This is a genomic window from Pseudoalteromonas sp. Z9A5, assembly GCF_011378875.1.
Lineage (GTDB): Bacteria > Pseudomonadota > Gammaproteobacteria > Enterobacterales > Alteromonadaceae > Pseudoalteromonas.
On sequence record NZ_WTLC01000007.1, the window covers coordinates 66,830 to 88,994 of the forward strand.

General features: G+C 38.6%; 20 protein-coding genes. 8 read left to right on the forward strand and 12 right to left on the reverse strand.

The annotated features are described in order from the left end of the window. The 6 genes from aroK to GQR56_RS05655 form a co-directional block, all read right to left on the reverse strand. Window positions 1-519 (reverse strand): shikimate kinase AroK, encoded by a 519-nt coding sequence (aroK, locus tag GQR56_RS05630; protein ID WP_006793103.1) that lies wholly within the window; start codon window positions 517-519, stop codon window positions 1-3. Window positions 520-703: 184 nt separating this feature from the next. Beyond that, window positions 704-2,800, reverse strand: a complete 2,097-nt coding sequence (locus GQR56_RS05635; RefSeq protein WP_024611845.1) for a type IV pilus secretin PilQ family protein — start codon at window positions 2,798-2,800, stop codon at window positions 704-706. After that, on the reverse strand, window positions 2,787-3,323 hold the full coding sequence (locus tag GQR56_RS05640; protein ID WP_166109428.1) for a pilus assembly protein PilP: 537 nt from the start codon (window positions 3,321-3,323) through the stop codon (window positions 2,787-2,789). Before GQR56_RS05640 ends, GQR56_RS05635 begins: the two co-directional genes overlap by 14 nt. Next, window positions 3,320-3,925 (reverse strand): type 4a pilus biogenesis protein PilO, encoded by a 606-nt coding sequence (locus tag GQR56_RS05645; RefSeq protein ID WP_024611847.1) that lies wholly within the window; start codon window positions 3,923-3,925, stop codon window positions 3,320-3,322. The genes GQR56_RS05640 and GQR56_RS05645 overlap by 4 nt, the downstream gene beginning before the upstream one ends. Next, the gene (locus GQR56_RS05650) at window positions 3,915-4,487 is read right to left on the reverse strand and encodes a PilN domain-containing protein (RefSeq protein ID WP_166109429.1); all 573 of its coding nucleotides are present in this window, start codon (window positions 4,485-4,487) and stop codon (window positions 3,915-3,917) included. The genes GQR56_RS05645 and GQR56_RS05650 overlap by 11 nt, the downstream gene beginning before the upstream one ends. After that, window positions 4,475-5,554: a pilus assembly protein PilM gene (locus GQR56_RS05655; RefSeq protein ID WP_166109430.1), complete on the reverse strand. Its 1,080-nt coding sequence runs from the start codon at window positions 5,552-5,554 to the stop codon at window positions 4,475-4,477. Before GQR56_RS05655 ends, GQR56_RS05650 begins: the two co-directional genes overlap by 13 nt. Before the next feature lie 131 nt (window positions 5,555-5,685). Here GQR56_RS05655 and GQR56_RS05660 point away from each other — a divergent pair, with 131 nt between their 5' ends. Next, the gene (locus GQR56_RS05660; RefSeq protein WP_166109431.1) at window positions 5,686-8,190 is read left to right on the forward strand and encodes a PBP1A family penicillin-binding protein; all 2,505 of its coding nucleotides are present in this window, start codon (window positions 5,686-5,688) and stop codon (window positions 8,188-8,190) included. A 71-nt stretch (window positions 8,191-8,261) separates the two neighbouring features. Here GQR56_RS05660 and metL read toward each other — a convergent pair whose 3' ends face one another. Together metL and metB are read right to left on the reverse strand one after the other, a co-directional pair. Next, complete coding sequence (gene metL, locus GQR56_RS05665) at window positions 8,262-10,607, reverse strand: bifunctional aspartate kinase/homoserine dehydrogenase II (protein ID WP_166109432.1); 2,346 nt, start codon at window positions 10,605-10,607, stop codon at window positions 8,262-8,264. A 77-nt stretch (window positions 10,608-10,684) separates the two neighbouring features. Next, window positions 10,685-11,884, reverse strand: a complete 1,200-nt coding sequence (metB, locus tag GQR56_RS05670) for a cystathionine gamma-synthase (protein WP_166109433.1) — start codon at window positions 11,882-11,884, stop codon at window positions 10,685-10,687. 199 nt (window positions 11,885-12,083) lie between these two features. On the opposite strand from metB, the gene metJ reads away from it, so the two are divergent. Continuing rightward, a complete protein-coding gene (gene metJ / locus GQR56_RS05675) occupies window positions 12,084-12,404 on the forward strand; it encodes a met regulon transcriptional regulator MetJ (RefSeq protein WP_007378651.1) in 321 nt (106 codons plus the stop codon). 85 nt (window positions 12,405-12,489) lie between these two features. Here the strand turns inward: metJ and GQR56_RS05680 are convergent, their stop codons facing one another. Both GQR56_RS05680 and rpmE read right to left on the reverse strand, forming a co-directional pair. After that, window positions 12,490-13,731, reverse strand: coding sequence for a malic enzyme-like NAD(P)-binding protein (locus tag GQR56_RS05680; RefSeq protein ID WP_024611852.1), 1,242 nt, complete (start codon window positions 13,729-13,731; stop codon window positions 12,490-12,492). Window positions 13,732-14,256: 525 nt separating this feature from the next. Then, entirely contained in the window at window positions 14,257-14,472 is a 216-nt protein-coding gene (gene rpmE, locus GQR56_RS05685; RefSeq protein WP_007377245.1) for a 50S ribosomal protein L31, read from the reverse strand. Window positions 14,473-14,702: 230 nt separating this feature from the next. Between rpmE and priA the strand changes: the two genes are divergently transcribed. The 5 genes from priA (at window position 14,703) to GQR56_RS05710 (ending at window position 19,806) form a co-directional block, all read left to right on the forward strand. Beyond that, on the forward strand, window positions 14,703-16,889 hold the full coding sequence (gene priA, locus GQR56_RS05690; protein ID WP_166109434.1) for a primosomal protein N': 2,187 nt from the start codon (window positions 14,703-14,705) through the stop codon (window positions 16,887-16,889). A 20-nt stretch (window positions 16,890-16,909) separates the two neighbouring features. Next, window positions 16,910-17,431, forward strand: coding sequence for an SPOR domain-containing protein (locus GQR56_RS05695; RefSeq protein WP_024611854.1), 522 nt, complete (start codon window positions 16,910-16,912; stop codon window positions 17,429-17,431). Window positions 17,432-17,510: 79 nt separating this feature from the next. Continuing rightward, window positions 17,511-18,029 carry an ATP-dependent protease subunit HslV gene (gene hslV, locus GQR56_RS05700; RefSeq protein WP_008169919.1) on the forward strand — a complete coding sequence of 173 codons (519 nt, stop codon included), beginning with the start codon at window positions 17,511-17,513 and terminating at the stop codon, window positions 18,027-18,029. An 11-nt stretch (window positions 18,030-18,040) separates the two neighbouring features. Continuing rightward, complete coding sequence (hslU, locus tag GQR56_RS05705) at window positions 18,041-19,369, forward strand: HslU--HslV peptidase ATPase subunit (protein WP_024611855.1); 1,329 nt, start codon at window positions 18,041-18,043, stop codon at window positions 19,367-19,369. Window positions 19,370-19,431: 62 nt separating this feature from the next. Further along, window positions 19,432-19,806 carry a gamma-butyrobetaine hydroxylase-like domain-containing protein gene (locus GQR56_RS05710; RefSeq protein ID WP_024611856.1) on the forward strand — a complete coding sequence of 125 codons (375 nt, stop codon included), beginning with the start codon at window positions 19,432-19,434 and terminating at the stop codon, window positions 19,804-19,806. Window positions 19,807-19,893: 87 nt separating this feature from the next. Here the strand turns inward: GQR56_RS05710 and GQR56_RS05715 are convergent, their stop codons facing one another. Further along, window positions 19,894-20,925 (reverse strand): MJ1255/VC2487 family glycosyltransferase, encoded by a 1,032-nt coding sequence (locus GQR56_RS05715; RefSeq protein ID WP_166109436.1) that lies wholly within the window; start codon window positions 20,923-20,925, stop codon window positions 19,894-19,896. Then, window positions 20,922-21,461, reverse strand: coding sequence for a phosphatase PAP2 family protein (locus GQR56_RS05720; protein WP_166109437.1), 540 nt, complete (start codon window positions 21,459-21,461; stop codon window positions 20,922-20,924). Before GQR56_RS05720 ends, GQR56_RS05715 begins: the two co-directional genes overlap by 4 nt. A 205-nt stretch (window positions 21,462-21,666) precedes the next feature. Between GQR56_RS05720 and rraA the strand changes: the two genes are divergently transcribed. Further along, a complete protein-coding gene (gene rraA, locus GQR56_RS05725; protein WP_166109439.1) occupies window positions 21,667-22,164 on the forward strand; it encodes a ribonuclease E activity regulator RraA in 498 nt (165 codons plus the stop codon). The last annotated feature ends 1 nt before the right edge of the window (window position 22,165 follow it).

Consider the following 22,165-nt stretch of genomic DNA (forward strand, 5'->3'; position numbering starts at 1 on the left):
TTAAAAATCTAGTTTCTCGATGATTTGGTTAGCAACAACTTTAGCGCTTTGCTCATCAGTGCGTACAACAAAATCAGCCACTTCTTTATATAACGGTTCGCGTTCTTCTGCTAAGCGCTCTAATACATCACGAGGTGCTTCTTCAGTTTGCAGTAATGGGCGACGCTTGTCGCGTTGTGTGCGTGCAACTTGTTTTTCAATAGGTGTCTCTAGGTATACAACGATACCACGAGCCGAAAGCTTGTTTCGAACTTCTTTACTCATTACTGAACCACCACCGGTTGCAAGTACAATACCTTGCATTTCGGTTAAGTCGCCAATAACAGATTCTTCACGAAGTCTAAAGCCTTCTTCACCTTCAAGATCAAACACCCAGGCAATATCTGCACCGGTACGGCGTTCGATTTCTTGATCAGAATCAACAAATTCAAGGTGTAATTGATCGGCAATGTGACGACCAATTGTGCTTTTTCCAGCCCCCATGGGGCCAATTAGAAATATATTACGTTTCTCAGCCATATCTTTTAGTACAAACGAACTCTAAAATTAGAAATAAAACCCCGCCTAACGACCTGGCCCCAAAATTAAGGAGGGGATTATCTCAGTAATTGAGGGGGTATTTCAAGTCAATTAGCATAAAAAGCTATATAACGAGCAATTAATATAAATAATCGCCCATTAGTTAACAAAATAGTACTGTATTTTAATCGATTTGTATTTTTGGTGTCACGAAAATTAGTAATTCACGTTTTTCGTTAAACTCACTTGTCGTTTTAAATAATCTTCCAAGGTAAGGAATATCACCTAAAATTGGTACTTTACTCGTAGCATTAATTATTTGTTGCTGAAATATTCCCCCAAGCACTACTGTTTGACCGTTATCAACCAACACTTGGGTTTCAATTTGTTGTGTATCAATCGACACGGCATCACCTGTACCGGTTGCAACTGTATCACCTCGAGTATCTTGAGTAATAATAAGATCTAATATTACTTTATTGTCTGGAGTAATGTGAGGCGTTACCTGCAGGCTCAGTACTGCTTTTTTAAAGCTAACTGTTGTTGCACCGCTTGACGCAGATTCTACATAAGGAATTTCGGTACCTTGCTCTATACGCGCTTTTTGTTGATTACCCGTCGTAATACGAGGACTAGCAATAATTTCGCCTTTATTTTCTTCTTCCAGCGCGCTTAGTTCTAAATCAATTAAAGTACCATTAGCAAGTTTAGCAATATGCATTCCTATACTAGCAGCGGAACCACTAGAGGCTGGTAAGTTCACATTTAATCTATCTGATATACTTGGAATAGTACCGTTAGAAATGGTTTCAGCACCTTCTAGCGAACCAGATATACCGTCACTGCCTTGTTGGTCGCTAAAGCCCCAACGTACGCCAATATCTTCTGTTACGTTGTCGCGTACGGTTACCATACGCGCCTCAATAACAACCTGCTTTACGGCGATATCAAGTACTTCAATCATTTTACGAATGCTCTCAATACTTTTAGCCGTATCTTTAAGCAATAATGTATTTGTACGCTTATCAACTGAAACACTACCGCGTGGGCTGATAATACTGTTTATATCTGTTTTTAATAAATCAGCGAAATCTTCAGCTTTGGCATAATTTAAACGAATATATTCACTATAAAGCGGCTCTAAGTCTTCAACATCTTGTTTTGCTTTTAAATCTTTAGCTTCACGTGCTGCAAGCTCTTCTGACGGAGCGACCATTAAAATAGAACCATCCATACGCTTATCAAGACCTTTAATTCTCAATACAACATCTAGAGCCTGATCCCATGGTACGCCATCTAAGCGAAGTGTAATATTACCAGTCACAGAATCACTGGTAACTAAATTAAAGTCGTTATAACCTGCAATAATTTGTAACACAGCACGAATAGAAATATCTTGGAAATTTAAGGTCATTGGACGACCTTGATATTCTTTACCGCCATCTAAGTAGGCATTTTGTGTTTCGTCTTTTTCTACTGTAAGAGTAAGTATGCTATCTATTTGCTGATAAGTAAAAGTAAACGCTGAATTTGGCTCTATCACTATTCGGCTAAACCCATCTTCTTTAAACGTTTCGATGTTGCTTACAACCGTACCAAAATCCAAAACATCTAATTCATAAAGTAAATCATCTAAAATATCTGTGTGGTAAAAATCAGCAATAATTTTGCCGCCACTTTCATGAACTTCAATAGCAGCCTGAGTGTCTTGTAAAAATACAAGGACCTTAGCTTCCCCTTTCTCTCCACGGCGAAAATCAATAGATTGAATACGGTTAATATAATTACCAGCAACCTCTGTTGAGTCGCTACTTTCATTACCCACCGATTGCTCAGTTAATGGGTTATCAGAAACACGCAAAGAAACTAAGTTGTTTTGGACTTCAGTTTCATAAATTTTTAATCTATCAAGGTTCACTGTTACTTTTAAGCCATTATCAGTAATGACATTAGTAACATTAGTAATTCCGGCTTGATTTACAGGAACACTTTCTAAACCTTGTTCTAATTGCGCTGTACTAAATAGCATCTCAATTCGAGCTGGGCTATTAAATACTTGTATTGTTGGCTCTTGGGTTAATTCTTCATCGAAGACTAACTGCAATTCTGTTTCGCCCTTAAGCAATGGGTTGTAACGAACATCGTAAAGTAATGGCGCAGCAATAACCGAATTTGCTACGACGAGAGTTAACATGGCAAATAGAACTCGCGAAATGCGATTAAGCCAAAGTACATCCTTATACATGTTGTTTTTACCTTTTTTATTATTAATTTGCGCCATCTGTTGCCGCCTCTAGCATTTCTAATTTAGTCAGGCGTTCTTTCCAACAACCAGACCCATCAGGGATTAATTCGACTAATTCAATGTAATCACTATTTACTAATCTTACTTTTCCATCATAACTGCCTAAGTAGTTTCCAACAGTCACACGATGTAAAGTTTCATCAGCGGCAGTAATAAGTGCCCAAGCTTGTCCATTAGATCCCATAGTGCCTTTCATTGCTAAGTTATCTAACGGGTATTTTTCTAAAGGCTCGCGCCTACGCTCAGGATCTGGATGCAAACAATTTTTAACTTGCGTAAGTTTATTTTGAATTATTTCTGGTTGCGGTGCCACAAACGGACTACGCAACTGTTTTGCACTATATTCAAAATACTCAAATTTTATAAGATCAGGTATCGCATCAACTTTAGGTGTTGTACTCGCTTTTACTTGATCAATAAACTCTTTTTGCTCTGAGGTGTCGTCGTTACAACCACTCAGTACTAATACTAATATTGGTATTAAAGGGAGGAGTTTCATTTTTTCACCCCTTCTTCATAACGGTATGTTTTTGCTACTACGCTAAATGTTAGTTGTTTATCGCCCGATGATAAAATAGAAAAATCATGCAAGCTAACAATACGAGGAAGCTGAGCTACTTTCCCTACAAATTCACCAAAATTATGATAAGTCCCGACTACTTCAATTTTAATTGGTAGCTCAGTATAAAATTCTTTTTCTACTTCTGGAAGCCAGCCAATTTTTAAGAATGTTAATCCGCTTGTAGTACCAACATACGATAAGTCATCTAATAAACCAGGAGTTTCATCTGATGTTGGTAAGCGCTTTAATAGTTGAGAAAACTTATCTTCCATCTCAACCATTTGTTCACGATATATTTCAAGTTTACTTGCCACGGCATACTTTGTTCGATACGTAGTACGTAACTCAACTTCTTTTGCTACGGCATTATGATAACTATCAATTTCATCCGAAACTAAAAAGCTATAACTGAAATACAATATTAAAGCAGCAATAAAAGAGCAAAATATAACTTTTACGACAATAGGCCACTCACCTATATTATCAAGCTCAATCTCATTCCAATCAACTTCGCTAAACGCTTTTAAATTAAGGCTCATCTGAAACCTCACCAATTTTATTAAATGGTTTTACATAAAATTCCATATTAAAATCGCTGAGTAAACGCGAAGACTCGTCGCCTGCAACAATACCTTGCATTATAGGACGTTCTAATAAATATGAACCTTGTACTTGACGAAGCATCGTTGATAAACGGTTATTAGACTCGCTGCGTCCTAATACATGAATTTGATTACCTCTACGCTCAAGCTTAGTTAAATAAACGCCTCCTGGCACTATTTTTGCCACTTCATCCATTATTTGAGTACCTAAGTTACGACTGCTTTGTAGCTCTTCAATTAAGCGCATGCGTTGCTGTAAATTTTCTTTTCTTTTATCCAGCTCTCTTATTTCACTTATTTTTTTATCTAATGTGCCAATTTCTGCACTTAGATAATTATTTTTTATATTCTGCCCGTCTTTGTATCCTGCATATATCGCACTTAGTAAGTACATACTTGCAAAACACAAAATCACAATTGCAATTAATATAGTAAAGAATTTCTTTTTTGACTCTTCGCGTTTCAGCTCACGCCAAGGTAGTAGATTTATATATGGCATGATGAAAAGCTCCTTAAAGCCAATCCTGTGGCTATAGCAAACTGCGTTCTGTGTCGTTTCATCACATTGCGGTCAACTTTTGGCGCAACCTCCATATTAACAAACGGTTCAGCTACAACAGAATGGATACCAAGCTCTTCTATTAACAAGCGATCTAAGCCATTAATCATGGCAGTCCCGCCAGTTAAAACAATATAATCAATTTGATCTTTGCCACTAGTTGTTAAAAACATTTGAACTGCTCTGCGTACTTGTTGAAGCAATGATGTTTGAAAAGGAGCTAGCACCTCAAAGGTATAATTAGGAGGTAAGTCACCAGATGTTTTACCTATTTCAGCTTCATCAAACCCTTTATTATAATATGCAACAATACTGTTTGTGTATTGATCACCACCAAAAACTTGGTCTCGGGTGTATATAGTTTCACCACCTTGCACAACGCTAACAAGCATTAACACTGCGCCAATATCAACCACAGCAACACATTTATTAAATGCATCAGTAGGTAATTGCTGATAATAAATATCCATAGAGCGACTAAGAGCATAGCTTTCTACATCAACAACTTTTGCTTCCAAATCGGCAACCTCTAAAGCACCAACACGCGCTTCAATACTTTCTGTTCGCGCAGCTGAAAGTAATACATTCATTTTGCTTGGATCAGCTTCGTTTGTTGAAAGCCTTTCAAAGTCGAGGCTCACTTCATCAAGTGGGTATGGAATTAAGCTATCGGCTTCAATCTCGATTTGTGATTCGAGTTCAGCATCAGTTAATGATACATCCATGAAAATGACTTTCGTAATAACGGTTTGACCCGAAACTGCAACAGCCGCAGATTTTAGCGATTTAGGCAGTTTTCTTTTTAATTTAGTTATTATATTACCAATCGCTTCAATATCTTGAATTGCTCGCTCGCTCATTGCGCCTTTAGGCATGGGTTCAATTGCAAGCGCTTCTAGTCGAAATCCAGTTTCAATTTCACTTAAAAGCACCGCTTTGATAGAGTGCGATCCAATATCAATTCCTACCATCATCTTTGACGGCTTTTGAAATAGTTGACTTAGCATGTTTGCAACTTGACCTTTGTTTTAATAATAAACAAGTTATAATTGTTATCTTAAAAAATATTATTCATTTTTTAATCAATATATACTAGCAGTCTCCATACATAATTGGGAGCCTATTTAGGGAAATATAAGTGATTTTATTAAAACGAACTTTACAATTCTTTATCATTTGCACGATTTTAGGGCTAATTACTTTAATCAGTCTTTATTATTACGTTAAACCTGATATCCCCAGTGTGCAAGTTTTAAAAGACGTACAATTACAAACTCCCATGCAAGTATTCACTAAAGATGGTCTTTTGATCAATCAATTTGGTGAAAAGCGGCGCATTCCAGTCACTATAGATGAAATACCAAAACCTTTAATCAATGCTTTTTTAGCGACTGAAGATAACCGATTTTACGATCATATTGGTATAGATCCAATAGGAATAATACGCTCCGCACTAGTACTTATTTCTACAGGTGAAAAAAAACAAGGTGCAAGTACTATTACTATGCAGCTAGCGCGTAACTTTTTCTTAACCCGAGAAAAAGCATATATTCGTAAAGTAAAAGAAATATTTATAGCTCTGCATATTGAAAAATTATTAACTAAAGACGAAATTCTTGAGCTTTATCTAAATAAAATAGAACTGGGTAATCGTGCTTTTGGTATTGGTGCAGCAGCACAAGTATATTACGGAAAAGAATTAAAAGACTTAACACTTGCCCAAATGGCGATGATTGCAGGCTTACCAAAAGCACCTTCTGCTCTCAATCCTATTCGTAACCCTACACGCGCAAAGTCTCGTCGAAATGTTGTTCTTGGTCGAATGCTAACTGAAAACTATATTACGCAATCACAATATGATGATGCGAAAAGCCAACCTATTACGGCTTATTTCCATGGCGCTGAAATTGATTTGTACGCCCCTTACATTTCTGAAATGGTACGTGCTGAAATGGTCGCTCGTTATGGCGCCGATAAAGCATATAACTCAGGTTATAAAATATTTACCTCTGTTGAATCTCGAGTACAACAAGCTGCACAAACTGCACTCGTTAATAACCTACATAACTATGATATGCGACATGGCTACAGAGGACCGGTTAAAGTTTTATGGGAATCCGAAACACAACCCGCTTTAAATAAATTACAAATACTGAGTGAATTAAAAAGCACAAAAGAAATTGGTCCATTAAAGGCGGCTGTTGTATTAGCTGTTAATGAAAAAACTGCTGATGTGATTCTTAAAGATGGTGAGGTTACGACCCTTACTTGGGATAATTTAAAATGGGCTCGTAAATACATCACTCGTTATCGCCAAAGTTTTGCCCCTAAAACTGCATCAGATATATTAACACCGGGTGTGCAAATATGGCTTCGCAAAAATAGCGACGATAGTTATTTACTTAGCCAAATACCAGAAGCCTCTAGTGCTATTGTGTCGCTTGCTCCAGAAGATGGGCGCATAAAAGCAATAGTTGGCGGTTATAGCTTTGAACAAAGCCAGTACAACCGTGCAGTTCAAGCTAAACGCCAGGTAGGCTCAAACATTAAACCTTTTATTTATTCAGCAGCGCTTGAAAAGGGCTATACCCTTGCGTCTATATTAAACGATGCGCCTATAAACTTATGGGATAAAGGCCAAGGCGTAGCATGGCGTCCAGAAAACAGTCCTGCTATTTATAATGGTCCAATACGTATTCGCCGTGCCCTAGCGCAATCTAAAAACGTTATTTCAATTCGTTTACTTCGTGGTGTAGGGCTTCAACGTACTGCAGATCATTTACTAAAATTTGGCTTTAAAAATTCAGATATTAATCGCAGTGAATCACTTGCTTTAGGTAGTGCATCTATTACACCACTTGAGCTTGCGCGTGGTATGAGCGCTTTTGCAAATGGTGGGCATTTAATAGAACCTTACTTTATTTCTGAAATTCAAGATGCTTACGGCAATGTATTATTTAAAACTAATCCTGCTATTGCATGCGATGAAGACATGAATGAATCTGCAGTAAGTGCTAGCAACCTAACAACACAAAGCAGTGGAAGTAATGAAGTTACTCAACCAATCAAATGTGCACCTAGAGTAATCTCTAAACAAAATGCATTTTTAATTGCAGATGCAATGAACAGTGCAGTTTGGGGTGGTGGTAGTTGGGCGCATAACACTGGTTGGAGTGGTACAGGTTGGCGAGCTCAGGCTCTAGAACGCCGTGATCTTTCAGGTAAAACAGGAACAACCAATGACTCTGTTGATACTTGGTTCAGTGGCTTTAATAATAATGTACTTACCTCGGTTTGGGTTGGGTTCGATAATCCAGGTAACTCTCTAGGTCGAACAGCTTACAACAGCAATCTCAGTGGGAATCAAATATCAGGTGCTGAATCTGGTGCTAAAACAGCTCAACCGGCTTGGGTTGAATTCATGAAAGCTGCACTTGAAGGCACACCAGAGGCACCTATAGAACCGCCAGAAGGACTTGTATCTATCAGGATTGATTTAGCAACAGGTCTGCTAAGCCATAAAAACGACTATACTAGCCGTTTTGAATACTTTGAAAAAGGCACTGCACCGACTAAATACGTTATGTCGCAGCCTACTGATGTTTTTGAGGAAAATACAAAAACAGAAGAAGAGCTATTCTAAATAGTTTTTTTAAACAAAAACGGCAGCCAATTTAGGCTGCCGTTTTTATTTGTATAGGCTTTATATAAAGCTTACTTTAAGTTTTGAACAAGCCAATATAAGTCCGAATGAATACCCGCTGCAGTTACTTCTTTTCCTGCGCCTGGTCCTTGAATAACGAGTGCGTTATCGCGGTACCATTTACTATTAATCACAAAAATATTATCCCCTGGCGTTAAGTTAGCTAAAGCATGACCTTCAGCCACGTAAGCTATTCCCACTTTTGCAGTTACTTTTCCTTGCTCTATTTCTAGTAAGCCAGTGTAACGAAGCACTGAATGCTGTGATTGTGCTTTACTCGCGTGTACTTGTATAAAAGAATCTAACTCATCTTTTTGATCAATAAAATCCTTCCAGCTACCTTTAGCCAATTTGTCAGGCATAAGTGCAGATAGCTCTATATCATTAAGGTCTAACTTAAGACCTAGCTCTCGCGCTAAGATAAGTAACTTACGTTGCATGTCTCGACCTGACAGGTCTTCTCGCGGATCGGGTTCTGTAAATCCCATGTTTTGCGCTTCAATTACCAAATCAGAAAATGCTTTTGATCCATCATATTTACTGCATAGCCACGACAAAGTACCCGAAAAAACACCTTCGATTCGCGTTATTTTATCGCCACTATTTTGTAAATCTGCTAACGCAAAATTAATAGGTAAACCAGCACCTACACTTGTGTTGTAACGCCAATGCAAATTTTTATCTGTTATACGACTACGTAACAACTCATACCATGTAGTAGGTGCTGTACCGGCATATTTATTAGCACTAATTAAATGACAATCACGCTCAACAAAGTCTGTGTATAACAAACTAAATTGTTCACTAGCAGTTATATCTATAACAACTTTATGCTCATAATCGAGCTCACTAATCACATGTAATAAATCAGACTTATTATATTTGCATGCTTCATGCTGCCATTGCGTATCCCACTGCTGGGTATTAATACCACTGGCATTAAATAGCATTTGTGTTGAGCGAACTAAACTTACCAGTTTAATACTATAATCATTTGGCAAGCGTTTAATTTGCGAAGACAACTGATCAATAAAAACCTTACCTACATTGCCAAGCCCTGCCACTATTAATGCTATTTCTTGACCTTTATTTATCAGTTGGTCGTGCAATATACTCAGTACATCACTATCAATAAGTTGATCAGTCAGCAACAGTGCATAGCCGCACCCTTGATGAACAAACCTAGGCTTAATGCTTTGTTGATTTAATACATCGAGAGCTTGTAAGTTCAACGCATTAATATCTTGCTCTGATGCAATAACCGCACAACCATTTAAATTCGACTCACTAATATTAGCTCTGCCTGAAAAATAACTTACAATCTGATTTGTTGCAGCAGCAGGTACGATTAAATAAGTTTCCCCACTTTGATTGAAATGATGAAGGCTATGCTGAATAAGCTGGCTGATATCTGCAACCTCTCCTTCACTAAGCTCATCAATCGTTAATAAGTCCACATTATGTAACGTTGTTATAAAGCGCTTTTGTTTAACACTACCCTCTTTTACAATATCTGTTTGACCTGCTTGCACGTCAAAACTACTGCGAACAGCCAGTTTTATATCTGTATTTTTAAGTGGAGATAACGTTTTTGCGTGAAGTACAGGGTTACCCAATCTGGCTAATAAATTAGCCTGCCCTCGGCATATTTTAGCGTATTTAATCGCTTTACTAACTTTACGAGGATCGGCGCTAAACACGCCTTGAGTGTCAGTCCAAATGCATACTTGCTTTGCATTGCAGTAATTTGCTAATAAGGTCGCGCTATAATCGCTGCCATTACGGCCCAACGTTACAGTATCGCCATTAGTATTTTTAGCAATAAATCCTGTTACTACGTTAATTTTACTATGATCGATTAAGTCGCTGCATTGCTTAACATTTTGTGTATGTAATAGTTGCCCATTATTTAAAGAAAATAACTCTCTAGCATCTTGCGCGCAGGCATCAATATTTAGTTGCTGTAAATAAGTTGCTAATAAACGCGCCGACCATAATTCACCATGAGCGAGTAACACAGCTTCTTGCAATTGCTTATTTTTAGCTAATTCTGTAATTAAACTTAATTCTTCATTTAATGTTTTAAGTGCACTGCGTTTAAGATCCGCTTGTAACAATTGTTTAATCAAATCACTTTGGTGATTACTTAGCTGTAATAATATATCAGCCACAACTTGCATATCTTGTTGCTGATAACTTTGCCATAGCGTTACTAGAGTATCAGTTGTTTTACCTGATGCAGATACCACCACACAATCACCAGATTGAGTATGAGCTAAAATAATCTTTGCAACGCTTTGATAGCGCTCGGTCGAACTCAAACTCGAACCACCAAATTTATGTACGCAATTAACCATATTCTACCAATCCATTTTATGGGTGCTAATTACCAAAGTGCAGGATGAGCAGCACTTTGCTTAACGTTACCGTTAGACTACCCAGCACCTTTACCTAGTCGATTGGCATTAAGCTGTTGACCTGGTTTAACAAGGCTAAACACACGCTCCAGATCAGCGAGTAAATCTTGTATATCTTCAATACCAACCGAAATTCGAATCAACGTATCACCAACACCCGCCTCTAAACGTGCTTTTTCCTCCATTGCTGCATGAGTCATTGTCGCAGGGTGACAAATTAAGCTCTCTACCCCGCCAAGTGATTCAGCCAAACTAAAATCATGTAAGCTTGTTAAAAATGCTGCGGCATCGTTTATGTCGCCTTTAATATCAAAACTAACCATGCCACCAAAGCCAAGTTGTTGTGCTTTAGCGAGTGCATGTTGAGGATGCGACTCAAGGCCAGGATAATAAACTTGGCTAACAAATTCAGAGTTTTCAAGATATTTAGCGATTGCTAATGCATTTTCTTGGTGCTGCCTTAGGCGCACGTTCAAAGTACGTAAACCACGCAGTGTTAAATAACTATCAAATGGAGCACCTGTAATACCTATATTATTAGCCCACCAAGCAAGCTCATCACCAAGCTCTTGTGTTGCAGTAATAACAGCGCCGCCCACAACATCGGAATGTCCATTAATATATTTAGTGGTTGAATGCACCACAATATCTACACCAAACTTAATTGGGTTTTGCAGGGCTGGCGACAAGAACGTGTTATCGGCAGCCACTAATGCCCCGCATTGCTTTGCAATATCGGTTACTGCTTTTATGTCAGTTAAACGTAGCACTGGATTACTTGGTGTTTCGATCCAAATTAGTTTTGGTTTAATTGCTAATATTTTTTGAAGACTTTCTGGCTTTGTTAAATCTAAAACTTCAAGCTTTAGCAAGCCACGTTTTTGTAACGAAGTAAATAAACGGTAGCTTCCACCGTAGCAGTCGTGTGGGATCACTAATGTATCATCGTGATTAAGCAGCTGAGTTGCTAAATGCACAGCCGCCATACCTGTGGCTGTAATTATGCCGCGCACTCCACCTTCGAGCTCTGCAAGCGTCTCAGCTAAAATATCGCGATTAGGATTACCACTGCGACCGTAGTCATATGCACGCTTAGTATCGAAGTCGGCAAACGAATAAGTAGTCGATAAATAAATTGGTGCTACCACTGCTCCATGATGTTTATCGGCTTCTACACCGCTACGAACTGCAATGGTTGCTTTGTTTTTTTCGCTCATATTCGTCACCTAATTAATTTGGATGTTTAGACGTCTAAAAGAGTAATTTATTCAATTTAAGAAGTCAAAACATTTAAACCTCTAGATGGCTAAACAACAAGTATTTGACTATCTTTTTTAAATCGATAGAATTTCACGCATATTCACACGCTTTTTATGCCGTGTGAGCAATTAATAATCTGAGGCAACGATACATCTTATGGCTAAATGGAATGGTGAGTATATTCACCCATACGCAGAACACGGTAAAAAATCAGAACAAGTTAAGAAAATTACCGTTTCGATCCCACTAAATGTATTAAAGGTATTAACTGACGAACGTACTCGCCGTCAAATTAATAACCTGCGTCATGCAACAAACAGTGAGTTATTATGTGAAGCGTTTTTACATGCATTTACAGGTCAACCGTTACCTAATGACGACGACCTACGTAAAGATAACGCAGAAAAAGTACCAGAAGAAGTGAAAAAAATAATGCAAGAAATGGGGTTAGAAGTCCCTGTTTTAGATGACGAATAAATAGATAAAGTAAAACAAAAAAACCTCAGTAATTACTGAGGTTTTTTTATGACTAAATTTTACTGTGTAACGCTACTGTATAGGTTTACTGCATATAGTTTTCTGGCAACTCAATTTGCGCTACACCAGATTCAACAGCAGCAAGAGCAACCGCTCTTGCTATGCGTGGTAATAAACGTGGGTCCATTGGTTTTGGAATAATATACTGCGCACCAAATTCTAGCTTATCTACACCAGCGGCTTTTAGCACTTCAACAGGTACAGGCTCTTTTGCAATGCTGCGAATAGCTTCTACTGCTGCTATTTTCATTTCATCGTTAATAGCACTTGCGCGTACATCAAGCGCACCACGAAAAATAAACGGGAAACACAAAACATTATTAACCTGATTTGGATAATCAGAACGCCCTGTCGCCATAATTAAATCATTGCGTGCGCTGTGTGCAAGTGCAGGATCAATTTCAGGATCAGGGTTTGAGCACGCAAACACAACCGGCTTATCTGCCATAAGCTTTAAATCTTCAGCTCCTAATAAATTAGGACCTGATACACCAACGAATACATCTGCATCTGCAATTACATCTTGTAATGTGCGTTTATCAGTATTATTAGCAAATAATTTTTTATACTCATTTAGATCTTCACGGCGAGTATGGATAACTCCTTTGCGGTCCAGCATGTAAATGTGTTCACGCAGTGCGCCACACTTTATTAATAGCTCCATACATGCAACGGCCGCAGCACCAGCACCTAAGCATACAATAGTAGCATCTTCGATTGATTTTTCTTGTACTTCGAGTGCATTTAACATACCCGCAGCGGTAACGATTGCAGTGCCATGTTGATCATCATGAAAAACAGGAATACTACAGCGCTCAATGAGTGCTTTTTCAATTTCAAAACACTCTGGCGCCTTAATATCTTCAAGGTTAATACCACCGAATGTGTCGGCAATATTAGCAACCGTGTTAATAAAATCTTCTGTTGTTTTGTGCTTAACTTCAATATCGATTGAATCTAGACCCGCAAAACGTTTAAATAATAAAGCTTTACCTTCCATTACCGGCTTAGATGCAAGAGGACCTAAATTACCTAACCCTAAAATGGCAGTGCCATTGGTAATTACCGCAACCATATTGCCTTTACCGGTATATTTGTAAGCATTTGCAGGATCAGCGGCAATTTCACGCACAGGTTCGGCAACCCCTGGACTATATGCTAACGCTAAGTCTTGAACCGTTTCAGCTGGCTTAGTTAGTTCAATGCTGATTTTGCCTGGAACGGGATGAGAATGATAATGTAGTGCTTGTTCACGAAAGTCTGACATAACGCGATTGTATCCTGCAATTTAAGTTAAAGTGAGAGGTGTTGTCTGGGTTACGATACCCTTATTATTTTTAAATTCCAAGTAATATCAGATCTATCCTGTTATCTGCTAGATGCATTGATTTTAAGAGGTTTTTTTAAAAAACAGCTAAAACACAGCAACATTTCATGAGCAAAAATTCATCTAAAATATAGTTTTAAAAGCACTTTTAGCGTGTTGTGATTTTTGATGTAGCGCGCAGTTGAGACTTTAATATAAACCATATTAAATGACTTAAATCGTTACTTTTAAAACATTTATCTTCATGTTAGCTGCATTTAACAACGTAGTTAAAATTAGATAATTAAAAATATAGAGACAATTATGCAGTTTGTCTGCAGAGGTTTATGCATACTCATAATAAAAGCAGAAAATAGTGACACGAAGAAGAAAGGGGATAATTAAAATAAAAAAATAAATAAATGAGACAAATTATAGGTATAAAAAAAGCACCCTAAGGTGCTTTTCTCAACTAGACAGCAATAATTACTTCTTGCTACCAAGTGCACCGAAACGCTTGTTGAAACGATCAACACGTCCGCCAGTGTCTAAAACTTTTTGCTTACCAGTGTAAAACGGGTGACACGCAGAACATACGTCTAAGTGAATGTTTTTACATAAAGTAGAGCTTGTTTCGAATTCATTTCCGCATGAACATGTTGCTGAAATTACTTCGTACTTAGGGTGAATACCTTCTTTCATAGAAACCTCTAGTTAAGGCCGCATCGCTCTCCAAACCCGTAGTTTGGTACCATACGTCGTTAAAACAAATTGTTGGAGCCGGATTTTATCCAACAACAACCCCGCACACAAGTTTTAATTATATTTTTTGCTAAAAAAGTAATCAAATACTAAAGCGACTACAATTTGCTTGTAGGTTTTTAGCTATATTTTTAGTACATTACAGCATTAATTTTATAGGTAGAGTTGTTATGCGTTTTGTTGAAGTTGCAATAAAGGTTCCACTACCACGCACCTTTGATTATAAAATAGACGAGCAACTCACTAATATTGCCTCAGACTTAAAACCTGGTATGCGCGTTTTAGTGCCTTTTGGTAATCAACGTAAAGTTGCTGTAGTACTGGCACTCAAAAACACGACTGAAGTACCTGAAAACAAAATTAAAAGTATTTTTGAAGTTATTGACGATACCCCTATTTTATCATCGCAGCATATAGAACTACTTAGTTTTACTGCCCGTTATTACTGTTATCCGCTAGGTGAAACTATCCACATAGCATTACCAAGTGCATTACGCCAAGGTGAGTCGCCAGATAAAACCAGTATTAACATGGTCGCACTTACAGAAAAAGGCGCCAAAGTACCTTCGTTAAAAGCAAAAACGCAGCTCAACTTATTAAAGCAATTATCGCAATCGGGTAAATCGTCATTAACTGAGCTAAAAGCTTTAGGATTTAGTAAAAAAACGATTGATAGCCTTATCGATAAAGACCTAATAACACAAACTATTGAACACGATAACCAATGGCAAAGCGTCGCTCCTACTGTTGGTAGCAAGCCAACACTTAATAAAGAGCAAGCGGTAGCCTGTACTGCAATAAATCAAAGTACAGGTTTTAGCAGCTTTTTATTAGAAGGTGTTACAGGGAGCGGTAAAACCGAAGTTTATTTGCAATGCCTTGAAGAGGTATTAAAACGCGGCGAACAAGCTCTCGTATTAGTACCCGAAATAGGCTTAACGCCACAAACAGTTAACCGTTTTCGCCGCCGCTTTCCTGATACGCCAATCATGCTTTGGCACTCAGCCCTTACCGACAACGAGCGGTTACAAACATGGCGTTTTTGCGAGAAAGGCAGTTGTGCAGTAGTGATTGGCACACGTTCGAGTATTTTTCTACCATTTTTAAAGCTCGGCATGATTGTAGTGGATGAAGAGCACGACTCTTCATTTAAACAACAAGATACATTGCGTTACCACGCTCGCGATTTAGCAGCGTATCGCGCCTACCAACATAAAATTCCACTTATATTAGGTAGCGCAACACCAGCGCTCGAAACACTCCATAAAGCTATAAATAATAAATACCAATTATTAAGCCTAACTGAGCGCGCTCAAACAGCGACCGATAACCAATTTAAATTGCTCGATATGAAAGGACAACCCGACCAAGCAGGTATTGCTCATGCAAGCCTTGCAACTATGCGTCAGCATTTAAATCGTGGCAAACAAGTAATGGTGTTTTTAAATCGTCGTGGGTTTTCGCCAACACTTATTTGTCATGAATGTGGTTGGTTGAGTGAATGTAAACGCTGCAGTACCAGCGCAACTTTTCATAAGGCAATTGGTCAAATGATCTGTCACCACTGTGGCGATCAATATCATGTTCCTCATCAATGCCCTGATTGTGGAAGTACACAAATATTCCCTAATGGTAAAGGCACAGAGCAAATAGAAGAATTTTTAACTACCGAATTTCCCGATACGCCTATTACTCGTATTGACCGTGACTCAACCCGCCGTAAAGGCAGCCTTGAAAAAGCGCTCGACGAAATAAATTTAGGTGGTGCGCGTATTTTAGTAGGCACACAAATGCTAGCTAAAGGACATCACTTTGCAGATGTAAGCCTAGTGCTTATTTTAGACGTAGACAGCGGCTTATATTCATGTGATTTTAGAGCGACAGAGCATTTAGCACAACTTGTTACGCAAGTAGCTGGTCGCGCCGGACGTTCCGGCGAACCTGGGCAAGTGCTGCTACAAACCCATTTCCCCGAGCACCCACTTTTACAAGATTTAGTTAATAATGGTTATCAAGACTTTGCTCGTTTTGCACTAAGTGAACGCGATGACGCCGACCTACCACCCATCACAAATATGGCAATAGTTCGCGCTCAGGGACATAGTATTAAGCAAGTCGTCGATTTTTTGACGGATTTGGTTCCTGTGAATGGGGTATCTGGTATACAATTGCTCGGTCCGATCCCTGCTCCACTTGAAAAAGTTGCAGGCATGTATCGTTTTCAATTACATATTCAAGCGCAAGATCGCCGCATATTACATCAGTACCTTGCGCAAATGGTTGATTATTTAAGTTCGAGTAAACTTGCACAAAAAGTTCGCTGGAGCCTAGATGTAGACCCTATAGACATGATTTAGGTTAAGGCCAAAATAAAGCTATGGCACAGCACGATTACATAAACAAAAAACCAGCAAGCAGAAAAAATAATAAGCAAACGCCCGCTAAAAAACCATTTCCTATTATTTTAGTGGTTATAGCTATTTTATTGGTAAGCGGATTTGTCTATGGATTATGGTTTATTAAAAGTAACGCCGATCCTAAACTCGTTGAAAAACAAGCGAACCCAGTTCCTCCGGTAAAAGTTGTAGTACCTCGTACACCAGAGTTTATTGAAGAAATCAGAAACCATGAAATTCAAGTTGAAGTAAAAAAACTTGAGCAAAAAGGTCCTTATGTCATGCAGTGTGGTTCGTTTAGAACACACGAACAAGCCGAATCGCTAAAAGCAAAAATTGCGTTCGCTGGGTTAATTTCTGAAATTAAAGAAGCCTCAGGTACCAATGGTAAATGGTACAAAGTTCGCCTAGGTCCATATAAAACCAAACGCCATGCCGAAAGTGACAAAAATAAACTCAAGCGAGTAAGAATTGTCGGCTGTGGAATTTGGGGCTGGACTTGAAAATAAAGCATTCACCCATATAACCTCATCATAATCGTTTTTTACGAGTTGCCTCTGCAACTCGCTGATGAGGAATAACATGACCACTATCGTAAGTGTACGCCGCGGCGACAAAGTTGTAATCGGCGGTGACGGCCAAGTTTCACTTGGTAATACCGTAATGAAGGGTAATGCCCGCAAAGTTCGACGTCTTTATAATGGCAAAGTAATCGCAGGATTTGCTGGCGGTACTGCTGATGCCTTTACGCTTTTCGAACGCTTTGAAAGCAAATTAGAAATGCACCAAGGTAACCTCACCAAAGCAGCCGTTGAAATGGCAAAAGATTGGCGAAGCGACCGAGCACTTCGAAAACTCGAAGCCCTCCTTGCTGTAGCTGATGAAACAGCATCCCTTATCATTACCGGTAATGGCGATGTAGTTCAACCAGAGAATGACCTAATTGCTATTGGTAGTGGTGGTAACTTTGCCCAATCTGCAGCAACGGCCTTATTAGAAAACACTGATTTAAGTGCCCGCGAAATTGTAGAAAAAAGTCTCACTATTGCAGGCAATATCTGCGTATTCACTAACGACTTCCAAACTATCGAAGAATTATAATAGGAACCGCTATGTCTGCTATGACCCCAAGAGAAATTGTTCACGAGTTAGACCAACACATTATTGGTCAAGCTAATGCAAAAAAAGCTGTTGCTATTGCACTTCGTAACCGCTGGCGCCGCATGCAACTAAATGATGATTTGCGTGGCGAAGTAACCCCAAAAAATATTCTAATGATTGGTCCAACCGGTGTTGGTAAAACTGAAATTGCACGCCGTTTAGCTAAATTAGCTAACGCACCATTTATTAAAGTCGAAGCAACCAAGTTCACTGAAATTGGTTATGTTGGTAAGGAAGTTGAAACAATAATCCGCGATTTAGTGGAAGTTTCAATAAAAATGACGCGTGAGCAACAAACTAAAAAGTTTAAACATCGCGCTGAAGAAGCTGCAGAAGAGCGTATTTTAGATACTCTGTTGCCACCTGCTAAAGACCAATATGGCGAAAATCAAGTTGATGATAATTCTTCAACTCGCCAAGCGTTTCGTAAAAAGCTACGTGAAGGTCAATTAGATGATAAAGAAATTGAAATTGACTTAGCGCAAGTCCAGCCAAATGTAGAAATTATGGCGCCTCCTGGTATGGAAGATATGACCAACCAGCTACAAAGCATGTTTCAGAACATGGGCGGCGATAAACGTACTAAGCGTAAACTTAAAATTAAAGAAGCTTTTAAGCTATTAACGGAAGAAGAAGCAGCTAAGCTTGTTAATCCAGAAGAGCTAAAAGAGCAGGCAATTTTTGCAGTAGAACAAAACGGTATTGTGTTTATTGATGAAATAGACAAAATTTGTAAGCGCGCCGATTCTTCAGGTCCAGATGTTAGTCGTGAAGGTGTTCAGCGCGATTTATTACCACTAATTGAAGGCTCAACTGTAAATACTAAGCATGGCATGGTTAAAACAGACCACATGCTATTTATTGCTTCTGGCGCTTTTCAAATGGCTAAGCCATCAGACATGATCCCTGAGCTGCAAGGCCGTTTACCAATTAGAGTAGAGCTTGAAGCACTAACGGCTGATGACTTTAAACGCATTTTAACTGAACCACATGCCTCGCTTACAGAGCAGCAACGTGAGCTCCTTAAAACAGAGCAAGTTGATATTGAGTTTAGTGAAGATGCAATCGAACGAATTGCTAAAGCAGCATGGCAAGTTAATGAAAAAACCGAAAACATCGGTGCTCGTCGTCTGCATACTGTGATGGAAAAGTTAATGGAAGAAATTTCATACGATGCATCAGAGAAAGCAGGTTCATCGGTTGTAATTGACGCAGCTTACGTTGAAAAACACCTAGGTGCACTTGTTGAAGATGAAGACTTAAGCCGCTTTATTCTTTAATTGACGTTACAAACAGTTATACTGAAAGCCTCCGTTATGGGGGCTTTTTAATGAGATAAAAAATGAAACACGTAACAAAAGTACATTACCACAGCGTAAGTAAAAACTTAGATGTTTACTTTGACGATGACACCAAGTCTGTATTTACGTGTGAATTTTTGCGCGTTCACTCACCCTCTGCTGAAGTGCAAGGACATGGGTCAGGCCCAATGAAGTTGGTGCTTAACAAGCAATCCGTCGAAATTAAAAACATAGAGCCCGTAGGTCACTATGCTCTTCGTTTAGACTTTGATGATGGGCATAACAGCGGATTATTCAGCTGGCAGTATTTTGCTAAACTACAAGAACAACAAGATACATTGTGGGATGAGTACTTAAAACGTGTGAATGAGCACAAAAATAATAAAGATAGTGTGCCAATAAAATTTGTTCCTTAACTTTAAACTACTCGTAAGTTTTATTGCACTTTAAGTTGGTAAATCACAGCTTAAAATTAATGCATTATATTCACTGCCTCCCTTTCATTATAGGTTTACGCTCCCCCACAACCCTTTATGGAGTGATTGCGTATCACCCCATTGTTTTTTTACAAGCCATCTAATTAAAGGTGTAGGATCACTCGGGTAATTAATTTTTTTATTTTGTGGTGCACTATTCCAATCGTCCAATGCTTGAGGGTTTAGGTAATTCATTACATGCGCCATCCTCATAGCGAGTAACGTCTGTGCATTAGCTGCTTGCTCAAACTGTCCATTAAGTGGCTTTAACAATAATTTTTTACCTAGCTTTAACGCCTCACTAGCAAGTTCAAACCCAGCATTACCAATAACACCGCTTGTATTAGATAAATCATTTAAAAAACTAGCCCGCGAAGGCGAGCGTAAATGAATATGTCTTATTGACTGGTTTTGCGCATTTGGGTGATAACAGTAAAATTCTTTTTCGGGAAAATCTTTTAAGTAATCAATAATACTGTCTAGGTTTTCAAATGGTAAATAGACTAATACTTTGTTTATTACCGCAACGGGGTTTTCATGTTGATGATTGGCAATAAAAGGTGGAATAATATTATCTGCAAATGGTTGCCAATGTACCCCTAGATATATATTCGCAGGGGCGTAATATTTAATAAACGATTTTCGTAAAATGCCTTTGCTAAACATAGGTACGCTATTTGACAAAAATGCAGCCTGATGACTAATGCCAACAACCGGAACACCAGCGCGCTTTGCTGCCCATGCAGAAATAGGCTCAAAATCATTTAGTACAAAGTCATACGGCTTTACGTTAAGTGATTTTATATCTGTTATCAACTTACATATACGGGCATTTTTAAGTGTTTGTAGATTGTTAACTTGACCGTTTGTAGTATTAAAAGATAACCCGCGAAAACGCCTGTATTGAGCAAACTCTTGCATATCAAAGTAATCTTGTTCAGCACGACCTGAAAAAACATAATCAACATCAACACCTAGTTTTTTAAAGCAATTAGCCATTACACGCGCACGTGTTATATGCCCATTTCCTGTCCCTTGAATACCGTATAATATTTTCATACGGGGATCACCAGCGCTAAAGCAAGTAAGCCACACGAGCTACCGATAATGGCGCCAATAATAATATCAGCCGGAAAATGCACTCCTAATACAACCCGAGAAACAGCAACACCACAAGCCCAGCCAAGTAATAACCAAGTATATTCAGGGAAAAAATGGCTTATTATTATCGCAACTAAAAATGCAGCAGCACTGTGACCCGATGGTAAACTAAACTTATCACTTGGTATTATATAAGCATTAGTTACCAAGCAATCACATGGGCGAATACGAGCAAAACGATTTTTAGCTAATAAATAAATAGGTCTTTCTATAACAAATCCAAGCAGCACAGTCATGGGTAACAACTGATGGTACTCGTTTGTACCTAGCCACCAAATAGTAGCGCAAGTAAATAAGTACAAACCGCCATCGCCACTTTTCGATAATCCAAGTGCTATTGTTTTAACCCATTTAGGTGAGTTGTAATTAAACAAAATTAAAAAGAGCTGTTCATCCATTTGAGCGACTCTTTTTAACATACTATTGTCATCCATCACTTACTCCTTGCTGCATAATATATGAACACTTATTTAGCTTAGATGTCGTAAATAACAATTGAGTGACGCTTTTGAGACACTATTATTGCTATTATTGTTTTAGCCCTTGTTTTGCTTAAATTTACTGCGATTAAGTCGTTGTTATTGAATATAAGGAGGGTATACTGAGGTATAAATTAATGTATCTTTTGAGGGTAAAATAATGGATTACAGCACTTCTGATTTATGTGACCACTTTGCTGATGTGGTTGACGTGCTAGAACCTATGTTCATCAACTTTGGTGGTCGACACAGTTTTGGTGGTCGCATTAAAACGGTTAAATGTTTTGAAAATAATGAACTGATCCGCGAATTACTTTCTCAAGATGGTACAGACTTAGTGCTTCTTATTGATGGGGGTGGCTCTACTCGCCGCGCACTTATCGATATTGAATTAGCTGAACTCGCTTGCGAAAACAACTGGAATGGCATTGTTGTTTACGGTGCGGTACGTCATGTTGATGAGCTTGAAGAACTTGATTTAGGTATCCAAGCAATAGCTTCTATTCCTGTTGCGGCTGATAGTGAAGGTGCAGGCGAAGATGCTATTGGCGTTAACTTTGCTGGTGTGTCGTTTTTTGATGATGACTTTATTTATGCTGACAGCACAGGCATCGTTTTATCAGCTGAAGAATTGGAATTGGAAATCGTAGAAGTCTAAC

Excerpts from the sequence above, each read along its gene's own strand:
- GQR56_RS05720 (WP_166109437.1), bottom strand. The coding sequence starts at position 21,461 with ATGGATGACAATAGTATGTTAAAAAGAGTCGCTCAAATGGATGAACAG.
- GQR56_RS05640 (WP_166109428.1), bottom strand. The coding sequence starts at position 3,323 with ATGAAACTCCTCCCTTTAATACCAATATTAGTATTAGTACTGAGTGGT.
- GQR56_RS05695 (WP_024611854.1), top strand. The coding sequence starts at position 16,910 with ATGGCACAGCACGATTACATAAACAAAAAACCAGCAAGCAGAAAAAAT.
- GQR56_RS05680 (WP_024611852.1), bottom strand. The coding sequence starts at position 13,731 with ATGTCAGACTTTCGTGAACAAGCACTACATTATCATTCTCATCCCGTT.
- priA (WP_166109434.1), top strand. The coding sequence starts at position 14,703 with ATGCGTTTTGTTGAAGTTGCAATAAAGGTTCCACTACCACGCACCTTT.
- rpmE (WP_007377245.1), bottom strand. The coding sequence starts at position 14,472 with ATGAAAGAAGGTATTCACCCTAAGTACGAAGTAATTTCAGCAACATGT.
- metB (WP_166109433.1), bottom strand. The coding sequence starts at position 11,884 with ATGAGCGAAAAAAACAAAGCAACCATTGCAGTTCGTAGCGGTGTAGAA.
- hslV (WP_008169919.1), top strand. The coding sequence starts at position 17,511 with ATGACCACTATCGTAAGTGTACGCCGCGGCGACAAAGTTGTAATCGGC.
- rraA (WP_166109439.1), top strand. The coding sequence starts at position 21,667 with ATGGATTACAGCACTTCTGATTTATGTGACCACTTTGCTGATGTGGTT.
- GQR56_RS05645 (WP_024611847.1), bottom strand. The coding sequence starts at position 3,925 with ATGAGCCTTAATTTAAAAGCGTTTAGCGAAGTTGATTGGAATGAGATT.
- metL (WP_166109432.1), bottom strand. The coding sequence starts at position 10,607 with ATGGTTAATTGCGTACATAAATTTGGTGGTTCGAGTTTGAGTTCGACC.
- GQR56_RS05635 (WP_024611845.1), bottom strand. The coding sequence starts at position 2,800 with ATGGCGCAAATTAATAATAAAAAAGGTAAAAACAACATGTATAAGGAT.
- GQR56_RS05650 (WP_166109429.1), bottom strand. The coding sequence starts at position 4,487 with ATGCCATATATAAATCTACTACCTTGGCGTGAGCTGAAACGCGAAGAG.
- metJ (WP_007378651.1), top strand. The coding sequence starts at position 12,084 with ATGGCTAAATGGAATGGTGAGTATATTCACCCATACGCAGAACACGGT.
- GQR56_RS05710 (WP_024611856.1), top strand. The coding sequence starts at position 19,432 with ATGAAACACGTAACAAAAGTACATTACCACAGCGTAAGTAAAAACTTA.
- GQR56_RS05655 (WP_166109430.1), bottom strand. The coding sequence starts at position 5,554 with ATGCTAAGTCAACTATTTCAAAAGCCGTCAAAGATGATGGTAGGAATT.
- hslU (WP_024611855.1), top strand. The coding sequence starts at position 18,041 with ATGTCTGCTATGACCCCAAGAGAAATTGTTCACGAGTTAGACCAACAC.
- GQR56_RS05715 (WP_166109436.1), bottom strand. The coding sequence starts at position 20,925 with ATGAAAATATTATACGGTATTCAAGGGACAGGAAATGGGCATATAACA.
- aroK (WP_006793103.1), bottom strand. The coding sequence starts at position 519 with ATGGCTGAGAAACGTAATATATTTCTAATTGGCCCCATGGGGGCTGGA.